At 71.0% G+C, this 15,233-nt stretch carries 18 protein-coding genes; 4 read left to right on the top strand and 14 right to left on the bottom strand.

Annotated elements, in window-relative coordinates; translation table 11 throughout:
- Positions 1-57: 57 nt before the first annotated feature.
- Genes KV100_RS18700 through KV100_RS18685 form a run of 4 tightly spaced genes read right to left on the bottom strand, consistent with a single transcriptional unit; the run spans position 58 to position 3,701 of the window.
- Positions 58-1,056 (bottom strand): glycine betaine ABC transporter substrate-binding protein, encoded by a 999-nt coding sequence (locus tag KV100_RS18700; protein WP_220344637.1) that lies wholly within the window; start codon positions 1,054-1,056, stop codon positions 58-60.
- The gene (locus KV100_RS18695; RefSeq protein WP_220344636.1) at positions 1,056-1,850 is read right to left on the bottom strand and encodes an ABC transporter permease; all 795 of its coding nucleotides are present in this window, start codon (positions 1,848-1,850) and stop codon (positions 1,056-1,058) included. Before KV100_RS18695 ends, KV100_RS18700 begins: the two co-directional genes overlap by 1 nt.
- Positions 1,847-3,061, bottom strand: coding sequence for a betaine/proline/choline family ABC transporter ATP-binding protein (locus tag KV100_RS18690; RefSeq protein ID WP_308291478.1), 1,215 nt, complete (start codon positions 3,059-3,061; stop codon positions 1,847-1,849). The genes KV100_RS18695 and KV100_RS18690 overlap by 4 nt, the downstream gene beginning before the upstream one ends.
- The gene (locus KV100_RS18685) at positions 3,054-3,701 is read right to left on the bottom strand and encodes an ABC transporter permease (RefSeq protein ID WP_301022806.1); all 648 of its coding nucleotides are present in this window, start codon (positions 3,699-3,701) and stop codon (positions 3,054-3,056) included. The genes KV100_RS18690 and KV100_RS18685 overlap by 8 nt, the downstream gene beginning before the upstream one ends.
- Positions 3,702-3,896: 195 nt before the next feature.
- Here KV100_RS18685 and KV100_RS18680 point away from each other — a divergent pair, with 195 nt between their 5' ends.
- The gene (locus tag KV100_RS18680) at positions 3,897-4,247 is read left to right on the top strand and encodes a helix-turn-helix transcriptional regulator (protein WP_220344634.1); all 351 of its coding nucleotides are present in this window, start codon (positions 3,897-3,899) and stop codon (positions 4,245-4,247) included.
- The gene (locus KV100_RS18675) at positions 4,244-4,891 is read left to right on the top strand and encodes an SRPBCC family protein (RefSeq protein ID WP_220344632.1); all 648 of its coding nucleotides are present in this window, start codon (positions 4,244-4,246) and stop codon (positions 4,889-4,891) included. Before KV100_RS18680 ends, KV100_RS18675 begins: the two co-directional genes overlap by 4 nt.
- Before the next feature lie 22 nt (positions 4,892-4,913).
- Here KV100_RS18675 and nusB read toward each other — a convergent pair whose 3' ends face one another.
- The 7 genes from nusB to KV100_RS18640 form a co-directional block, all read right to left on the bottom strand.
- A complete protein-coding gene (gene nusB / locus KV100_RS18670) occupies positions 4,914-5,327 on the bottom strand; it encodes a transcription antitermination factor NusB (RefSeq protein WP_220344630.1) in 414 nt (137 codons plus the stop codon).
- The gene (gene efp / locus KV100_RS18665) at positions 5,327-5,893 is read right to left on the bottom strand and encodes an elongation factor P (protein ID WP_220344753.1); all 567 of its coding nucleotides are present in this window, start codon (positions 5,891-5,893) and stop codon (positions 5,327-5,329) included. The genes nusB and efp overlap by 1 nt, the downstream gene beginning before the upstream one ends.
- Positions 5,890-6,966, bottom strand: coding sequence for a Xaa-Pro peptidase family protein (locus tag KV100_RS18660; protein ID WP_220344628.1), 1,077 nt, complete (start codon positions 6,964-6,966; stop codon positions 5,890-5,892). Before KV100_RS18660 ends, efp begins: the two co-directional genes overlap by 4 nt.
- Positions 6,967-6,992: 26 nt before the next feature.
- The gene (gene aroB / locus KV100_RS18655) at positions 6,993-8,087 is read right to left on the bottom strand and encodes a 3-dehydroquinate synthase (protein ID WP_220344626.1); all 1,095 of its coding nucleotides are present in this window, start codon (positions 8,085-8,087) and stop codon (positions 6,993-6,995) included.
- 65 nt (positions 8,088-8,152) lie between these two features.
- Positions 8,153-8,680 (bottom strand): shikimate kinase, encoded by a 528-nt coding sequence (locus KV100_RS18650; RefSeq protein ID WP_220344625.1) that lies wholly within the window; start codon positions 8,678-8,680, stop codon positions 8,153-8,155.
- Positions 8,677-9,855, bottom strand: coding sequence for a chorismate synthase (gene aroC / locus KV100_RS18645; RefSeq protein WP_220344623.1), 1,179 nt, complete (start codon positions 9,853-9,855; stop codon positions 8,677-8,679). Before aroC ends, KV100_RS18650 begins: the two co-directional genes overlap by 4 nt.
- A 53-nt stretch (positions 9,856-9,908) precedes the next feature.
- A complete protein-coding gene (locus tag KV100_RS18640; protein WP_220344622.1) occupies positions 9,909-10,622 on the bottom strand; it encodes an A24 family peptidase in 714 nt (237 codons plus the stop codon).
- Positions 10,623-10,690: 68 nt separating this feature from the next.
- Between KV100_RS18640 and KV100_RS18635 the strand changes: the two genes are divergently transcribed.
- Positions 10,691-11,305, top strand: a complete 615-nt coding sequence (locus KV100_RS18635; RefSeq protein ID WP_220344621.1) for a nucleotidyltransferase family protein — start codon at positions 10,691-10,693, stop codon at positions 11,303-11,305.
- A 36-nt stretch (positions 11,306-11,341) separates the two neighbouring features.
- Positions 11,342-12,745, top strand: coding sequence for an HNH endonuclease signature motif containing protein (locus KV100_RS18630; protein WP_220344620.1), 1,404 nt, complete (start codon positions 11,342-11,344; stop codon positions 12,743-12,745).
- A gap of 69 nt (positions 12,746-12,814) precedes the next feature.
- Here the strand turns inward: KV100_RS18630 and KV100_RS18625 are convergent, their stop codons facing one another.
- Genes KV100_RS18625 through ruvX form a run of 3 tightly spaced genes read right to left on the bottom strand, consistent with a single transcriptional unit; the run spans position 12,815 to position 15,233 of the window.
- Complete coding sequence (locus KV100_RS18625; protein WP_220344619.1) at positions 12,815-13,642, bottom strand: shikimate dehydrogenase; 828 nt, start codon at positions 13,640-13,642, stop codon at positions 12,815-12,817.
- Entirely contained in the window at positions 13,642-14,778 is a 1,137-nt protein-coding gene (mltG, locus tag KV100_RS18620) for an endolytic transglycosylase MltG (protein WP_220344618.1), read from the bottom strand. The genes KV100_RS18625 and mltG overlap by 1 nt, the downstream gene beginning before the upstream one ends.
- Positions 14,775-15,233 carry a Holliday junction resolvase RuvX gene (gene ruvX, locus KV100_RS18615; RefSeq protein ID WP_220344617.1) on the bottom strand — a complete coding sequence of 153 codons (459 nt, stop codon included), beginning with the start codon at positions 15,231-15,233 and terminating at the stop codon, positions 14,775-14,777. Before ruvX ends, mltG begins: the two co-directional genes overlap by 4 nt.

Below are 15,233 nucleotides of genomic sequence, written 5' to 3'. Positions count from 1 at the left end.
TCGGTTCTCAGCCTACACGTGCGAGGCGGCGCTCCCGGCACCGCGGGGCGGGGGTGGTCACCCCACCAGCCCTTGCTCCCGCAGCCAGTCGCGGGCGACGAGGGCGGGTTCTCCCCCGTCGACGTCCACCTTCGCGTTGAGCTCGAGCATCACCTCGTTGGTGAGCAGGGGGCGCACCTTGGCGAACACGTCGGCGATCTCCGGGTGCGCGTCGAGCAGGTCGGTGTTGACGACCGGTGCCAGGTTGTAGAGCGGGAAGAACCGCTTGTTGTCCTCGAGGACCGTGAGGTCGAGCGCCAGGATGCGACCGTCGGTGGTGAAGACCTCGCCGAAGTTGCACGCGCCGCGCGCCGTCGCGTCGTAGATGACACCGGTGTCCATCCGCAGCACGTTGCGGGCGGGGACGTCCTTGCCGTACTTCATGCCGTACGTCTCCAGCATCGGCTGGAAGCCGTCCTCGCGGCTGAAGAACTCGTCCTCCACGCAGAACGTCCGCTGCGCGACCGGCAGATCCTTGATCTGCGAGAGCTTCGTGATCCCCAGCCGCTTGGTCGCCGCAGGCCCCATCGCGAACGCGTACGTGTTGTTGACCGGGCTGTAGGGCAACCAGGTCAGGCCGTAGCGGAGGTCCGCGTCGTGGACGGCCTGCCACTGCGCCTGCTCGCCCTTGATCGGCTTGGCGTTGCCGAGGTAGCTGATCCAGCCGGTGCCGGTGTACTCGGGCGCGACGTCGACCGAGCCGTTGAGGAGCGCGTTGCGGACGCCCACGCTGCCGGCGATGTTGCTGCGGTTGGTGACGTCGGCGCCGGCGGTCTGCAGCAGCGTGGCGTACATGTTGCCGAGGATGAGCTGCTCGGTGAAGTCCTTGGAGCCCACCGTGATCTCCACGCCCTCGAGCGAGTCCATCCGCTCGACGGCCGCAGGCTCGGCCGGTGCGATGTAGCCGTTGGCATTCTCGAGCCCGCATCCCGCGACGACCGCGGTCACGGTGGTCAGGGCGACGAGCGCGAGCGTACGGCGCAGCGAGCGGTGCCCGCGAGCGATGGTGGTGCGCATCAGAGTCCCTTCGGCGTCGCCGCCTGCTCGATCAGACGGGCGAGCCAGTCGATGAACAGCGCGAGCGCAGCGATGGCCAGGGCGCCGACGACGAGGACGTTGTCGAGCCCCAGCTTGATCCCCGTGTTGACGAGCGTCCCGAGACCGCCGGCGTTGACGAACCCGCCGAGCGCCGCAGTGCCGGTCATCAGGACGAGGGCGGTCCGGACCCCGGTCATGATCACCGGGACCGCCAGCGCCAGCTCGACCCGCATCAGCGTGTCGAACGCCGACATCCCCATCCCCCTCGCCGCCTCGACGAGACGGCGGTCGACGCCGTCGAGGCCGGTGACGACGTTGGCGAGGACCGGCAGGATCCCGTAGACGGCGAGCGCGCCGATGAACGGGAACCGCCCGGTGCCGAAGTAGAGCGCGGCGATGACGATGAGTCCGATCGCCGGCGCCGCCTGACCGAAGCCCGCGACCGCGATGATGGGCGTGGAGTAGCGCCGCATCGGACCCCGGGTCAGCAGGATCCCGAGCGGGATCGCCACCACGACCACGAGGGCGGCCGCGGAGAAGGCCAGCAGCATGTGCTCCCACGACAGGGTGAGGAGCCGGTCGACGCTCAGGGTACGGGCCTCCACCGACGAGAGGTCGGCGAACGAGACGTAGGCGAGCAGGGCGGCGAAGACGGCGACGCAGGCCAGCAGCTGTCCGACAGCGCGGCCCCGTCGCAGACGCGCAGGGCCGTCCGTCCCGCTCGCCGTGGTCGCGGCCGGGGCGGCGTCGACGGCGGTGGTGGAGGCGGTCACCGGACCACCCGTCCGGCATCGCGGGACGCCGCGGGAATCCGCTGGATCGCGTCCATGACGGTCTCGATCCGCACGACGCCCTCGTAGCGGCCACGCCGGCCGATCACGACGACGACACCGTGCGAGGAGGTGAGCATCGTGTCGAGCGCGTCGTTGAGCGTCGAGGACAGGCTCACGGACTCGAGGTGCTCGTCGGGGGTCACCTGGGAGAGCGCGTCGGCACGCCGAACGTCGCGCAACGACAGCCAGCGCAGCGGCCGTTCGGAGGAGTCCAGCACGATGACGTGCTCGCGGCCGAGCGCCACCGCGGCTGCGGCCGCCTCAGCCGGGTCGTCGCCGACGTGGGCGACGGCCGCCTCGTGCCGCGGCACGTCACGCACCCGGGTCAGGGTCAGCTGCATCAGTGCCGCCCCGTGGCCGATGAACCCCTCCACGAACTCGTTGGCCGGCTCAGCGAGGATCGCCTCGGGCGTGTCGTACTGGGCGATCGTGGAGCCCATGTCGAGGATCGCGATCCGGTCACCGAGCTTGACCGCCTCCTCGAAGTCGTGCGTGACGAAGACGATCGTCTTGTGGAGCTCCTCCTGGAGCCGCAGGAGCTCGTCCTGGAGCCGCTGGCGCGTGATCGGGTCGACGGCGCCGAAGGGCTCGTCCATGAGCAGCACCGGCGGGTCGGCCGCGAGCGCGCGGGCGACGCCGACGCGCTGCTGCTGGCCACCGGAGAGCTCGCGCGGGTAGCGGTCGGCGTAGGTGTCGGCGTCGAGATTGACGAGCTCGAGCATCTCGCGGACCCGCGCGTCGACGCGGTCCTTGTCCCAGTCGAGGAGCCTGGGGACGAGCGCGATGTTCTTGGCGACGGTGAGGTGCGGGAAGAGGCCCGCTCCCTGGATGACGTAGCCCACGTGGCGGCGAAGCTCGTCGGGGTTCTTGCGGGTCACGTCCTCGTCGCCGATGAGGATACGACCACTCGTCGGCTCGATCAGGCGGTTGATCATCTTGAGGGTGGTCGTCTTGCCGCATCCGGACGGGCCGACGAGCATGACGATCTCGCCGGCGGGGATCTCCATCCGGATGTCGTCGACAGCCGCGCTGTCCTGACCGGGGTAGCGCTTGGTGACGCCGTCGAGGAAGATCCGCTGCCCGCGCGCCTCGGTCAGCGCGGTGTCGTCGGCCGGGCGGTCGGCAGGCGGGTTCACGTCGGTCTCAGACACGGATACCCCTCGAGGTGGTCAGGCGTCCCAGGACGTTCAGGACGAGGTCGAGCAGGATCGCGAGGCCGACGATGGCCAGCGTCCCTGCCCAGGCGGAGTTGGTCGCGTTGGCGCCGCCGATGCGCGACAGCCCGGAGAAGATGAAGGTGCCGAGCCCGGGACCGGAGACGTAGGCGGCGATGGCGGCGATCCCCATCAGCATCTGCGCCGAGATGCGGATGCCGGTGACGATCACCGGCCACGCGAGCGGGATCTCGAGCCGCACGAGGGTAGCCGTCCGGCTCATGCCCATGCCGCGCGCAGACTCGACGAGGGTGGAGTCGACGCCGGCAAGACCCACGATGGCGTTGCGCAGGATGGGGAGCGCTCCGTAGAACGCCAACGCACCGACCGACACGGTGACCCCGTTGGGGATGAAGGCGATGAGAAGGCCGAACAGCGCGAAAGACGGGAAGGTCAGCCCGACCGAGCTCGCCGACAGCGCGACGTTGGTCACGCGCGACGAACGGTAGGAGAGGCACGCGATCACGACGGCCAGCACCGTGGCGATCGCCAGCGACTGCACGACGAGGCTCACGTGCTGGTAGCCCTGGAAGGACAAGAGCGACCAGCGGTCCTGCACGAACTCCCACAGCGTCACCCTGCGCTCCTCAAGCCGTCACCCGTCCATTCCGTCTCACCCGTCGACGTCGCCGAGCGCTCCGGCGACACCGGGGGCGACGCTAACGCATACCCGAGACGCCGCTGTCGAGTGGCTCGCAGCTCCCGTCACGTCGTCAGCAGCGCTGATGCTTAAGCCTTGACTTATATTAGTGACCGCGAAAGTATGCGGCATATGGGGGCTTTCGACATCCTCGGCGAACCGGTCCGACGGCGCATCTTGGAGATCCTCGCCGACGGGGAGAAGGCAGCCGGCGAGGTCGCCGTGATCGTGGGCGAGGAATTCTCGATCAGCCAGCCCGCCGTCTCGCAGCACCTTCGTGTGCTGCGAGAGAGCGGGTTCGCCACCGTACGCACCGAGGGCACCCGCCGCCTCTACGCCCTCGATCCCACGCCTCTCACCGAGGTCGAGGAGTGGACCGCCGGACTCCGGCGGTTCTGGGACCAGCGGCTCGACGCCCTGGGCACCGAGCTGGCCCGAGGCGCCCGCAAACGCCGTACCACCGACGCGAGGAGAACACCATGAAGGACCTCATCGACGAGATCGACGCCGCACAGCGTGCCGTACGCGATGGGAAGCTTCCCGCCGGGGACGCCCACGTCGTCGCCCTGTCACGGACCTACCCCGCGCCCGTCGAGGAGGTGTGGGACGCCCTGACCGACGCCGAGCGGATCCCCCGCTGGTTCCTGCCGATCAGCGGGGACCTCCGACTGGGCGGGACCTATCAGCTCGAAGGCAACGCAGGCGGCGAGATCCGCGTCTGCGAGCCGCCCGAGCGCCTGCTGGTCACCTGGGTCATGGGCGAGCCGGCCGGACCCGAGGACGCGTCGATCGTCGAGGTCCGGCTCGAGCCGGCCGGAGACGGCAGCACCCACCTCCGTCTCGAGCACACCGCCGTCGTCCCGCCTGAGATGTGGGACCAGTTCGGGCCGGGAGCCGTGGGGGTCGGCTGGGACCTCACCCTTCTCGGGATGTGGGCGCACCTCACCGGGCTCGCGCTCGGATCACCGGAGCAGCTCGACAAGGATCCGACGATCAGAACCTGCATGACCAAGAGCAGCCAGGCCTGGGGCGCGGCACTCGCCGAGACGGGCGCGTCGCCTGACGACGTGGCGGCCAAGGTCACGGCGACGACCGCGTTCTACGTGCCTCCACTCGACGGCGCGTGACGCGACGCAGCAGGTGGTGCGGTCAGACCGACAGCGTCGGCTTGACCTCCACGATCCGGCTCAGCAGACCCTGCACGAAGCTCGGAGAGTCGTCGGTCGACAGCTCGGCGGCGAGGTTGGTCGCCTCCGACACCGCCACGGCATCGGGGACCTCGTCGCGATAGAGCACCTCGTACACCCCGATGCGCAGCAGGTTGCGGTCGACGGCCGGCATCCGGTCGAGCGTCCACCCCTGCGCGTACTCCTCGAGGAGGGCGTCGATCCGGTCGCGGTGCTCGCGCACACCCTCGACCAGCTCGATCGTGTACGGGTTGACCGGCGGGTCGCCCGCGGCGACGCGACCGTCGAGGGTCGCGCCGACGCCGCGGCTCTGCAGCTCGCTCTCGAACAGGACGTCGAGAGCGCGCTTGCGGGCCTTCGTGCGAGAACCCGCCATCAGGAGCTGACGCGGCCCTGGTAGGAACCGTCGCGGGTGTCCACCTTGACCTTCTCGCCGGTCGTGATGAAGAGCGGCACCTGGATCTCGCGACCGGTCTCCAGCTTGGCCGGCTTGGTGCCGCCGGACGAGCGGTCGCCCTGCAGGCCAGGCTCGGTGTACTCGATGGTGAGCTCGACGGACGCCGGCAGCTCGATGTAGAGCGGGTTGCCGTCGTTCATCGCGACCACGGCCTCCTGGTTGTCCAGGAGGAAGCCCGAGGCGTCACCGACGGTGGCCTCGGGCAGCTCGTACTGGTCGAACGTCGAGGTGTCCATGAAGACGTACGAGGTGCCGTCGTGGTACAGGAACTGCATCGTGCGCTTGTCGACGTTGGCCACGTCGACCTTGACGTCGGCGTTGAAGGTGCGGTCCACGATCTTGCCCGAGAGCACGCTCTTGAGCTTGGTGCGGACCACGGCGCCGCCCTTGCCGGGCTTGTGGTGCTGGAACCACACGACGGACCAGAGCTGCCCGTCGAGGTTCAGCACCATGCCGTTCTTCAAGTCGTTCGTCGTTGCCATCAGGCGAGCTCCAGGAGGTCTTTGGTCGCGACCGTGAGCAGCTCTGCTGGTCCGTCGGTCACGACGAGGGTGTCTTCGATCCGCACGCCGCCGCGACCAGGCACATAGATGCCGGGCTCCACGGTCAGGGCAGTGCGACGTTCAAGTCTAGCGGGGGCCGGTCGGCTCAGGAACGGGTCCTCGTGGATCTGCAGTCCCACACCATGACCCAGTCCTGTCGTGAACGCCTCCAGCCACCCCGCGTCCTCGAGGCTGCGGCGGACGACCGCGTCCACGTCGTGCGTCTGGGCACCGGCGGTGACGGCGTCGACACCCGCCTGCTGGGCCGTACGGACCACCTCGTACACCTCGGTCTGCCAGGCGTCGGCCCGGCCGACGACGACCGTACGGGTGCAGTCAGCGTGGTAGCCGTCGACGCGGGCGCCGAAGTCGATCTTGAGGAGCTCGTCGCGACCCACGGGCCGGTCGGTCGGGTCGTGGTGCGGGATCGCGGCGTTCTCCCCGGCGGCGACGATGGTCTCGAACCCGATCGCCTCCGCACCCATGGCGTACATCGTCCACTCCAGGTCACGGGCGATCTCCCGCTCGGTACGCCCGAGCAGCGGTCCCGCGAGCAGCTCGTCGAGTGCCTGGACCGAGATGTCGCAGGCCCTCCGCAGCGCGTCCAGCTCGTCCTCGTCCTTCACGACGCGCAGCACCTCGACCGCCCGGTCGAGCGAGACCAGCTCGACGCCGGCGAGGACCTCGCGGGCGTGGACGTGGTCGTCGACGGTGAGCACGTGGGTCTCGATGCCCACGCGCGCCGCGCCACGGGCGCCGCCGGCGAGCACACCGAGAAGGTCTCGACCGATCGTCACCGCGACGTCCGGCGCCTCCTCCGCGGCCTGGTCGCGATAACGACCGTCGGTGGCGAGCTCGGCCGACCCGTCCTCCGCGACGCGTACGGCACCGTTGGACCCCGTGAATCCGGTCAGGTAGCGGACGTTCACCAGGTCGGTGACCAGCGCGGCGGCGAGACCGCGCCCGCGCAGCTGCGCGGCAAGGCGTTCGCGGCGGGCGGCGTGGGGGGCGGGCATGGCGCCAGCCTACGGGTCGGGGACTCCTAGCCCGAGATCTCCGCGTACGCCGCCGTGAGCAGGCCCTCGTCGGGACCGGGGAAGATCACCGGCTGGGCGAGACCGTCCAGCACCACGAACCGCAGCTGTGACCCGCGCGACTTCTTGTCGAGCCGCATCCCGGCCGCGAGCTCGTCCCACACGCCGGGTCGGTAGCCGGTCGGCAGTCCCAGCGAGCCCAGCACGGACCGGTGCCGATGGGCGAGGTCGGCGTCGATGCGTCCGTCGAGCCGGGCCAGCTCGGCGGCGTACACCATGCCGATCGAGATCGCGGCCCCGTGACGGAACGCGTACGACTCGTACCGCTCGATCGCGTGCCCCAGCGTGTGCCCGTAGTTGAGGGCCTCGCGGCCGATCGCCCCGTCTGCCCCCGTCTCGGTCAGGTCGGTCGCGACGACCGACGCCTTGACCCGGATGCCTCGCTCGACGACGTCACGCAACACCTCGCTGCGGACGTCGAGGACAGCGGCGGGATCGGCCTCGATGCGGTCGAGGATCTCCGGGTCGGCGATGAACCCGCACTTGACGACCTCGGCAAGGCCGGAGCGCACCTCGTTGACCGGGAGCGTGCTCAGCAGCGAGAGGTCGCACAGCACCCCGACCGGCTCGTGGAAGGCGCCGACGAGGTTCTTGCCCTCGGCGGTGTCGATGGCGGTCTTGCCGCCCACCGCCGCGTCGACCATGCCCAGCACGGTCGTCGGGATCAGCACGTGGCGTACGCCCCGCAGCCACGTCGCGGCGACGAACCCGGCGAGGTCGGTGGCCGCTCCGCCGCCGACCCCGATCACCACGTCGGACCGGGTGAATCCCCCCTTGCCGAGCACCGACCAGCAGAACGCCGCCACGTCGGACGTCTTCGCGGCCTCGCCGTCCGGGATCTCGATGGCGTGCGCCTCGCGTCCCCCGGCGGCGAGCGTCGCGCGGATCGCCTCACCCAAGGCGCGCAGAGAGGCCGGATAGAGCACGGCGGCGCGGACGGCGTCCTCGGGGATCAGCCCTGGGAGCTCGCCGCTCAGTCCGGTCCCGAGAAGGACCTCGTACGGGGCGTCGGTGTCGACATTGATCCGGGTGGTCTCTGCCACGACGAAACTCCTCGATGAGCGGCCGGTGGTGCGCGAGCGGCGGACGGACGGGGTCTGGTGCTCGGTCACCCGAGCAGAGTCAGGATCTCCTCGGCGATGTCGGACGGCGTACGGCCGTCGGTGGCGACCACGTGCGTCGCCACCGCCTCGTACGTCGGGCGCCGAGCGTCGAGCAGAGCCTTCATCTGCGAGCGTACGTTGCCGAGCAGAAGCGGCCTCGTGCCCGTGAGGCCGACGCGCGCCGCAGCCTCGGCGAGCCCGACGTCGAGGAAGACCACCGTGTGGCCCGAGAGCGCCGCCCGCGTCTCCTCGCGCATGACCGCACCTCCGCCGAGGGCGACGACCCCGCGGTGCTCAGCGAGCGCCGCGGCGACCGCCTCGACCTCGAGCCGCCGGAAGTGCTCCTCGCCGTGCGTGACGAACAGGTCGCCGATGCTGACGCCCGCGGCCTCCTCGATGTCACGGTCGGTGTCGCGCACGTCGACCCCGAGCGCGTCGGCGAGCAGCGCCGCCACGGTCGACTTGCCGGCGCCGGGCGGACCGACCAGGACGACGAGCGGCCGCTGCGGGGTCCCGGGCGTCGACGCGCTCACGCGGGCGTCATCGCGTCGAGGTAGGACGCGACGTTGCGGGCGGTCTCGGTGACGGAGTCGCCACCGAACTTCTCGAGCAGGACGTCGGCCAGCGTGAGCGCGACCATGGCCTCGGCGACGATGCCCGCAGCGGGCACCGCGGCCACGTCGGAACGCTGGTGGTGAGCCTGCGCGGGCTCGCCGGTCGCCACGTCGATCGTCCGGAGGGCGCGGGGCACGGTCGCGATCGGCTTCATGGCGGCGCGCACCCGGAGCACCTCGCCCGTCGACATGCCGCCCTCCGTCCCACCCGAGCGACCCGACGCACGGCGGATGCCGTCCTCGGTGCCGACGATCTCGTCGTGGGCCAGCGACCCACGGGTACGGGCGAGCTCGAAGCCGTCACCGACCTCCACACCCTTGATCGCCTGGATGCCCATCAGTGCGGAGGCCAGACGTGCGTCGAGGCGGCGGTCCCAGTGGACGTGGCTGCCGAGACCCGGCGGGAGGCCGTGCACGACCACCTCGACGATGCCGCCGAGGGTGTCGCCATCCTTGCGTGCGGCGTCGACCTCCGCGACCATCGCGGCCGAGGTGGCCGGGTCGAGCGTGCGCACCGGGTCGGCGTCGAGTCGCTCGACGTCGTCGATCGTCGGGAGGAGGCCCGCGGGCGCCTTGACCGAGCCGAACTCGACGACGTGGCTGAGCACCGTCGCCCCGCACACCTGGCGCAGGAACGCGGTCGCGACTGCTCCCAGGGCGACGCGCGCGGCTGTCTCGCGAGCGCTCGCCCGTTCGAGGATCGGACGGGCCTCGTCGAAGCCGTACTTCTGCATGCCGACGAGATCGGCGTGACCGGGTCGCGGGCGGGTCAGCGGGGCGTTGCGGGCGACGCCTGCGAGCTCCTCGGGGTCGACCGGGTCGGCCGACATCACCTGCTCCCACTTCGGCCACTCGCTGTTGCCGATCCGCAGGGCGATCGGGCTGCCGAGCGTGAGCCCGTGGCGGATGCCGCCGACGATCTCGAGCTCGTCGGCCTCGAAGTTCATCCGCGCACCGCGGCCGTAGCCGAGCCGACGTCGCGCGAGCGCGTCCGAGATCGTGGCGCTCGTCACCGAGACGCCCGCAGGCATCCCCTCGACGACGGCAACCAGTGCAGGACCGTGCGACTCCCCGGCCGTCAACCAACGCAGCATGGGGCAAGTCTGTCATGCATGCGCGCCGCGCCCGCCGCGGTCTCGCGCCGGGCTCAGCCCCATGTCCCGAGGAGTGCGCCTCCCCACATCGCGCCGGACCACGCGCCGAGCACCATGAACGGACCGAAGGGGAAGGCCAAGCGGTCGACCAGACCCGCGACGGCGAGCGCGACTCCCCCGACGGCGCCGAGCACGAACCCCGCATAGGCACCGACGATCAGCTCGGCCCACCCGAGCGTCGCCAGCGCGATCGCGATCAGGCCCGACAGCCGGACGTCGCCGTAGCCGATGCCGCGCGGGGCGACGAACCAGAGCAGGGCGTACACGCCGGACACCGCGGCCCAACCCACCGCCACGCGGACGAGCACGTCGGCGCTCCCCTCGGCGAGCGCGACGACCCCTGCGAGGAGCAGCGCGACAGGGTAGGCGGGGAGGACGAGGCGTTTGGGCAGGAGGTGCGTGTGCCAGTCGATGGACGAGAGCACGACCCCGAGGACGATGAAGCCGATCCAGAGCGGTAGCGCGGGATCGAGACCCAGACGCCAGCCGAGCGCCGAGGCGAGCACCGCGCAGACGGCGGCGAGCGCCGCGGGAAGGTGCGGCCGCGCCGCCAGCTCGGCGTACGGGATCTTGCGCCGGGCGGAGGGCACGGTGACGGCCGCGTCGGTTGCCGGCTCCGGCAGGCGGGCGATCGACCACGGCGCGACCAGGCCACCGACCGCCGCGGCGACGGCGGCGATCATGGCGGCGACCAGAGGCTCGGGCACGGGGGAACGATAGCCCGGTTGAGGACATGCTCAGCCGCGTTGTCCCCAGGCGCTGCGACGATGCCCCAGTGACCCCGGACCTCCGATCCCAGCTTCCGCTCGACGAGCAGGTCGCCGCACTCCGCGACGCTCTCGCGCAGAACCCCACCCTCGTCACCGTGCTCGAACGCACCGCGGCGCTCGACCTCCCCGGCTGGTACGTCACGGCGGGCGCTGTCTTCCAGACGGTGTGGAACGTCGTGTGCGATCGCCCGGCCGACGCGGGGATCCGCGACTACGACGTCTTCTACCACGACGCGAGCGACCTCTCCTGGGAGGCGGAGGATGTCGTCGTGCGTCGGGCGGCGGAGGTCTTCGACGACCTCGGCGTGGAGGTGGAGGTCCGCAACGAGGCGAGGGTGCACCTCTGGTACGAGACTCGGTTCGGCGTCGCCTGTCCCCCGTTCCGGTCCTCGGAGGACGCCATCGACCACTTCGCCGCCACCACGTGCTGCGTCGGCCTCCGCCTCGGAGCCGACGGCGGCTGGCAGGTCTACGCGCCGCACGGTCTGGGTGACGTCTTCGGGATGGTCGTGCGACCCAACCCGGTGCTCGCGCCGCGGCACGTCTACGACGAGAAGACCGCCCGCTGGGCACGCGAGTGGCCGCGGCTGCGCGTCCTCCCCTGGCCCGAGCACGCGTGACCGGGGTTGTCAGTGACACCCGATAGCGTCGTACACATGTTCGATCACGCCCTTCCCGAGACGGCCGCCGCCGACCTCGCGGCCACGCTCGTCGTGGGGGTCCACGCGGTGGTGGAGGCGGTGCGCTCGCGAGCCACGCAGCACGGCGCCGACGCGATCGAGCTGGGCGCTGCCGAGGTCGACCTCGTCACGGCGTGCGAGGAGGTGGTGCGGATCGCCCAGGGCACCCAGCTCGAGGCCGTCCAGATGCTCGACGAGCGCCGGCGGCGGGTGATGGACGACCGGGTCGACGAGACGGTTCTCACGCGGTCGTTGTTCGCCGAGATCGCACTGGCTCGCCGCGTCTCGACTCCGTCCGGCGAGACCACGTACGCGCTGGCCCGAGCGCTCGCAGTCCACCCTCGGACCCACGACCTGCTCCGCGACGGCACGATCTCGCAGGGTGTCGCGGCAGCGGTCTGCCGTGAGACGACGTTCGCGTCGCTCGACGACCGGCGCCTCATCGACGCCCAGCTGGCGCCGGTGCTCCCCGAGCTCTCACCGCGACGCGCCGCCCAGGAGGCGCGCCGTCTCGTCCTCGCCTCCGACCCGCACGCCGCCTACGAGCGCGTGCTCCGTGCTCGCGCCGAGCGTGCCGTGTCGCTGCGACCGGAGCTCGATGCCATGGCCACGATGACGGTGTACGCGCCCGCGGAGCAGCTCGTGAGCGCCTTCGAGCGCCTCGACCGTGACGCGTCTGCCCGCCGCGCGGACGGCGATCCTCGCACCATCCGACAGATCACAGCCGACCTCGCGGTCGAGGCGCTGACCGGGGTCGGCGTGAAGCAGGACGGTTGGGCGCACCTCGGCGTCGAGGTCGGGGTGGTCATGACGGCCGACACGCTGTTCACGTCCGCTGACGCCCCGGCGACGCTCACCGGCTACGGTCCGGTCCCGGCCGAGCTGGCGCGCCGCCTCGCGTCGTCCGAGCATGCCTGGGTCCGTCGGTTCTTCACCGCTCCGGACGGCGAGACGCTCACCGGCTCCGACCCGCGGGCGCGCCGGTTCACCGCGGCGGTTCGGCGACTCGTGCAGGTGGTTGACGGTCAGTGCCGCAGACCGTGGTGCGACTGTCGGATCCGCGACATCGACCATGTGGTGCCCTACGCGCGCGGCGGGTCCACGTCCGCCAGCAACGCCCAAGGTGCGTGCCGGTCCGACAACCTCGTCAAGGAGCTCCCCGGCTGGGCGGTCACAGGCAGAGCGTCGCCTGACAGGACCCTGCCGTCGGAGGTGCGGTGGCGGACACCGACCGGCCATCTCCACACGTCGCGGCGGCGCGGCGCCGCGCGTGTCCCACCGCCGGCCTCCCGAGGGGGCGAAGGCGAGCCTGAGTCAGCGATGGAGTCAGCGACAAGGTCGGCGATGGAGTCACGGTTCGCCGCCCTGCTGAGCGCGTGACCGCGACTCTCCGCGTGACCGCAACGAACCACGCGCCCGCGTGACCGCGACGACCCGCGGTGCGGGTCGCTAGCGGCACGCCGACAACGCCGCGAGCGCGGCGTCGCGGAGCAGCACGGCCGACACCTCGTGACCGGTCATGAGCCGGACCTGTTCGGCGCCCTGGTGCGCGAGCAGGTCGAGTCCCGAGACGATGGGGACCGCCTCGGCGTGAGCGGCTCGGGCGAGCGGGGTCGGCCACGGGTCGTAGACGACGTCGAGGACGGCGTCGCACCGCATCGCGAGCATCTGCGCGAACGGCGCGACCGCGTCGGCCGGGACGGTCGAGACCACGACCTCGGCCGAGCGAGCGAGGTCCGCCCCCATGCCGACGACCTCCACCGCGATCACGTCCTCGCCGCCGGCCGCGCTCGTGATCCGCTCCGCGAGAAGCGCCCCGCGGTCCAGCGAACGGACGGCGAGGGTGACGCGGCGCAGGCCGAGACGCCGCAACGAGGCCACCATCGACTCCGCTGTCGCTCCGGCGCCGATGACGAGCGCGTCCTCGACCTCGTGGACGCCTCGCTCCCGGAGCGCTGCCGTACCCCCTGACACGTCGGTGTTGAACCCGTGCCTGCCTTCGACGTCGATGATGACGGTGTTGACGCCGCCGACCTCGCGGCCCGTCTCGTGAACGGTGTCGAGGTACGGGATGACCGCTCGCTTCAGCGGCATCGTCAGCGACAGCCCACGCCACGCCTCGTCGAGCCCCGAGAGGAACGGGCCGATGCCGTCCTCATCGACCTCCAACGCGTCATAGCTCCAGTCGGACAGTCCCAGCTCGGCGTACGCAGCCCGGTGCATGACCGGTGACAGCGAGTGCGAGATGGGGCTCCCGAGCACGGCACAGCGGGGCATCAGCACTTCTCGGACGTCGTGCAGAACTCCCGCAGCTCGGCGATGTTGCGGTTGTGCTCCTCGAGCGACGGCGCGAACTTCGTCTCGCCGGTGTCGAGGTCGACCGCGACGAAATAGAGCCAGTCGCCGTCAGCCGGGTTCAGGGTGGCCTCCAGCGCCGCCTCACCCGGGTTGCCGATCGGTCCCGGCGGCAGACCGACGACCTTGTACGTGTTGTACGGGGAGTCGGAGTCGCGGTCGGTGCTGTCGGTCCACACCGAGCCGTCCTTGCCGGAGACGAAGTGGACCGTGGAATCCATCTGCAGCGCCATGCCGACGTCCAGGCGGTTGTAGATCACCCGCGCGACCTTCGGCGCATCCTTCGCACGACCCGACTCCGCCTCGACGATGCTCGCGATGGTGAGTGCCTCGTGCGGCGTGATCCCCAGCGCCGCGGCGCGACCCTCGAGGTCGAGGTCGCTCTCCATCTCGACCGCCTTCTTGACCATCTGCTGGAGCAGCGAGAGCGGCGTCGCGTCGGGCGCGACGGTGTAGGTGGCCGGGAAGAGGTAACCCTGAGGATCACCGTCGGCCGCCGCAGGGAGACCGAGCTTCGGATCCTCCAGGGCGGCCATGACGTCCTTCTTGGAGAACTCTGTCCGCTTGACGATCTGGGCGACGACCTGGTCGACCCGAGCGCCCTCCGGCACCGAGATGGACGCGTCGACGCGACTGTCCGGACTGATCAGCGTCGTGACCGCCGAGCGTGCCGCCATCTCCTTCTTGAGCTGGTAGAAGCCGGGCTGCACCTGGTTCATCTCCGGCGCACCCGAGGCTGCCTCGAGGAACGCATCGACACTCGCGACGACGCCCTTCGCCTTCAGCTCCCGCCCGATGGCCGCCACGGTGTCGCCCTTGCGGACCTCGATGACGACGCTCCCGGTGCCGTCACCGGAGTAGTCCTCGGGTCCACCGAGGAAGTCGCCGGCAGCACCCACGAGCTTGGAGACGCCGAGATAGCCGCCGACGCAGACGGCGGCGACGATGAGCAGGAGGAAGAAGCAGCCGGGTCCGCGGCGTTGCTTCTTCTGCGCGCGGGCGGCCCGGTGGCCGGCGGGGCGGCGCTCACGGTCGGGCAGGATACCGAGGTCGCTCACGAGCCCACCTCGATCAGCTCACCGGGAAGGTTGCCGCTCGTCCGCTCGATGTCGAGCGCGGACTGGAGGATCACGACCGCAGCGGCCTGATCCACGACAGAGCGTTGCTGCTTCGCCTTCCGGCCGGCCTGGCGCAGGCCCTGCTGTGCAGTCACGGTCGACATCCTCTCGTCCACGAGCCTGACCGGGGTTGGAGCCGACGCTGCCGCCAGCTCCTCGGCGTAGGCCCTCACCTTGCGTGCTGCGGGCCCCATGTCTCCCGAGAGCGACCGTGGCAAGCCAACCACAATTTCGATGGCTTGACGATCATCCGCGATGGCCAGGATGTCGCGTACCGACTCAGGACCGGCCGCCACCGTCTCGACGGGGGTCGCCAGGATCCCGGAAGGATCACAGGTGCTCACACCGATCCGTACGTCGCCGACGTCGACCCCGATTCGGGTCCCGCGGCGCAC

This window comes from Mumia sp. zg.B21 (genome assembly GCF_019550855.1).
Classification (GTDB): Bacteria; Actinomycetota; Actinomycetes; order Propionibacteriales; family Nocardioidaceae; genus Mumia.
The sequence above is the reverse complement of the archived record's forward strand: the minus strand, read 5'-3'. Positions and strand labels throughout refer to the sequence as shown.

What these genes read in the sequence shown, in the direction of transcription:
- KV100_RS18700 (WP_220344637.1), bottom strand. Translation starts at nt 1,056, where the DNA reads ATGCGCACCACCATCGCTCGCGGGCACCGCTCGCTGCGCCGTACGCTC.
- KV100_RS18680 (WP_220344634.1), top strand. Translation starts at nt 3,897, where the DNA reads ATGGGGGCTTTCGACATCCTCGGCGAACCGGTCCGACGGCGCATCTTG.
- KV100_RS18675 (WP_220344632.1), top strand. Translation starts at nt 4,244, where the DNA reads ATGAAGGACCTCATCGACGAGATCGACGCCGCACAGCGTGCCGTACGC.
- nusB (WP_220344630.1), bottom strand. Translation starts at nt 5,327, where the DNA reads ATGGCGGGTTCTCGCACGAAGGCCCGCAAGCGCGCTCTCGACGTCCTG.
- KV100_RS18660 (WP_220344628.1), bottom strand. Translation starts at nt 6,966, where the DNA reads ATGCCCGCCCCCCACGCCGCCCGCCGCGAACGCCTTGCCGCGCAGCTG.
- aroC (WP_220344623.1), bottom strand. Translation starts at nt 9,855, where the DNA reads ATGCTGCGTTGGTTGACGGCCGGGGAGTCGCACGGTCCTGCACTGGTT.
- KV100_RS18630 (WP_220344620.1), top strand. Translation starts at nt 11,342, where the DNA reads ATGTTCGATCACGCCCTTCCCGAGACGGCCGCCGCCGACCTCGCGGCC.
- KV100_RS18625 (WP_220344619.1), bottom strand. Translation starts at nt 13,642, where the DNA reads ATGCCCCGCTGTGCCGTGCTCGGGAGCCCCATCTCGCACTCGCTGTCA.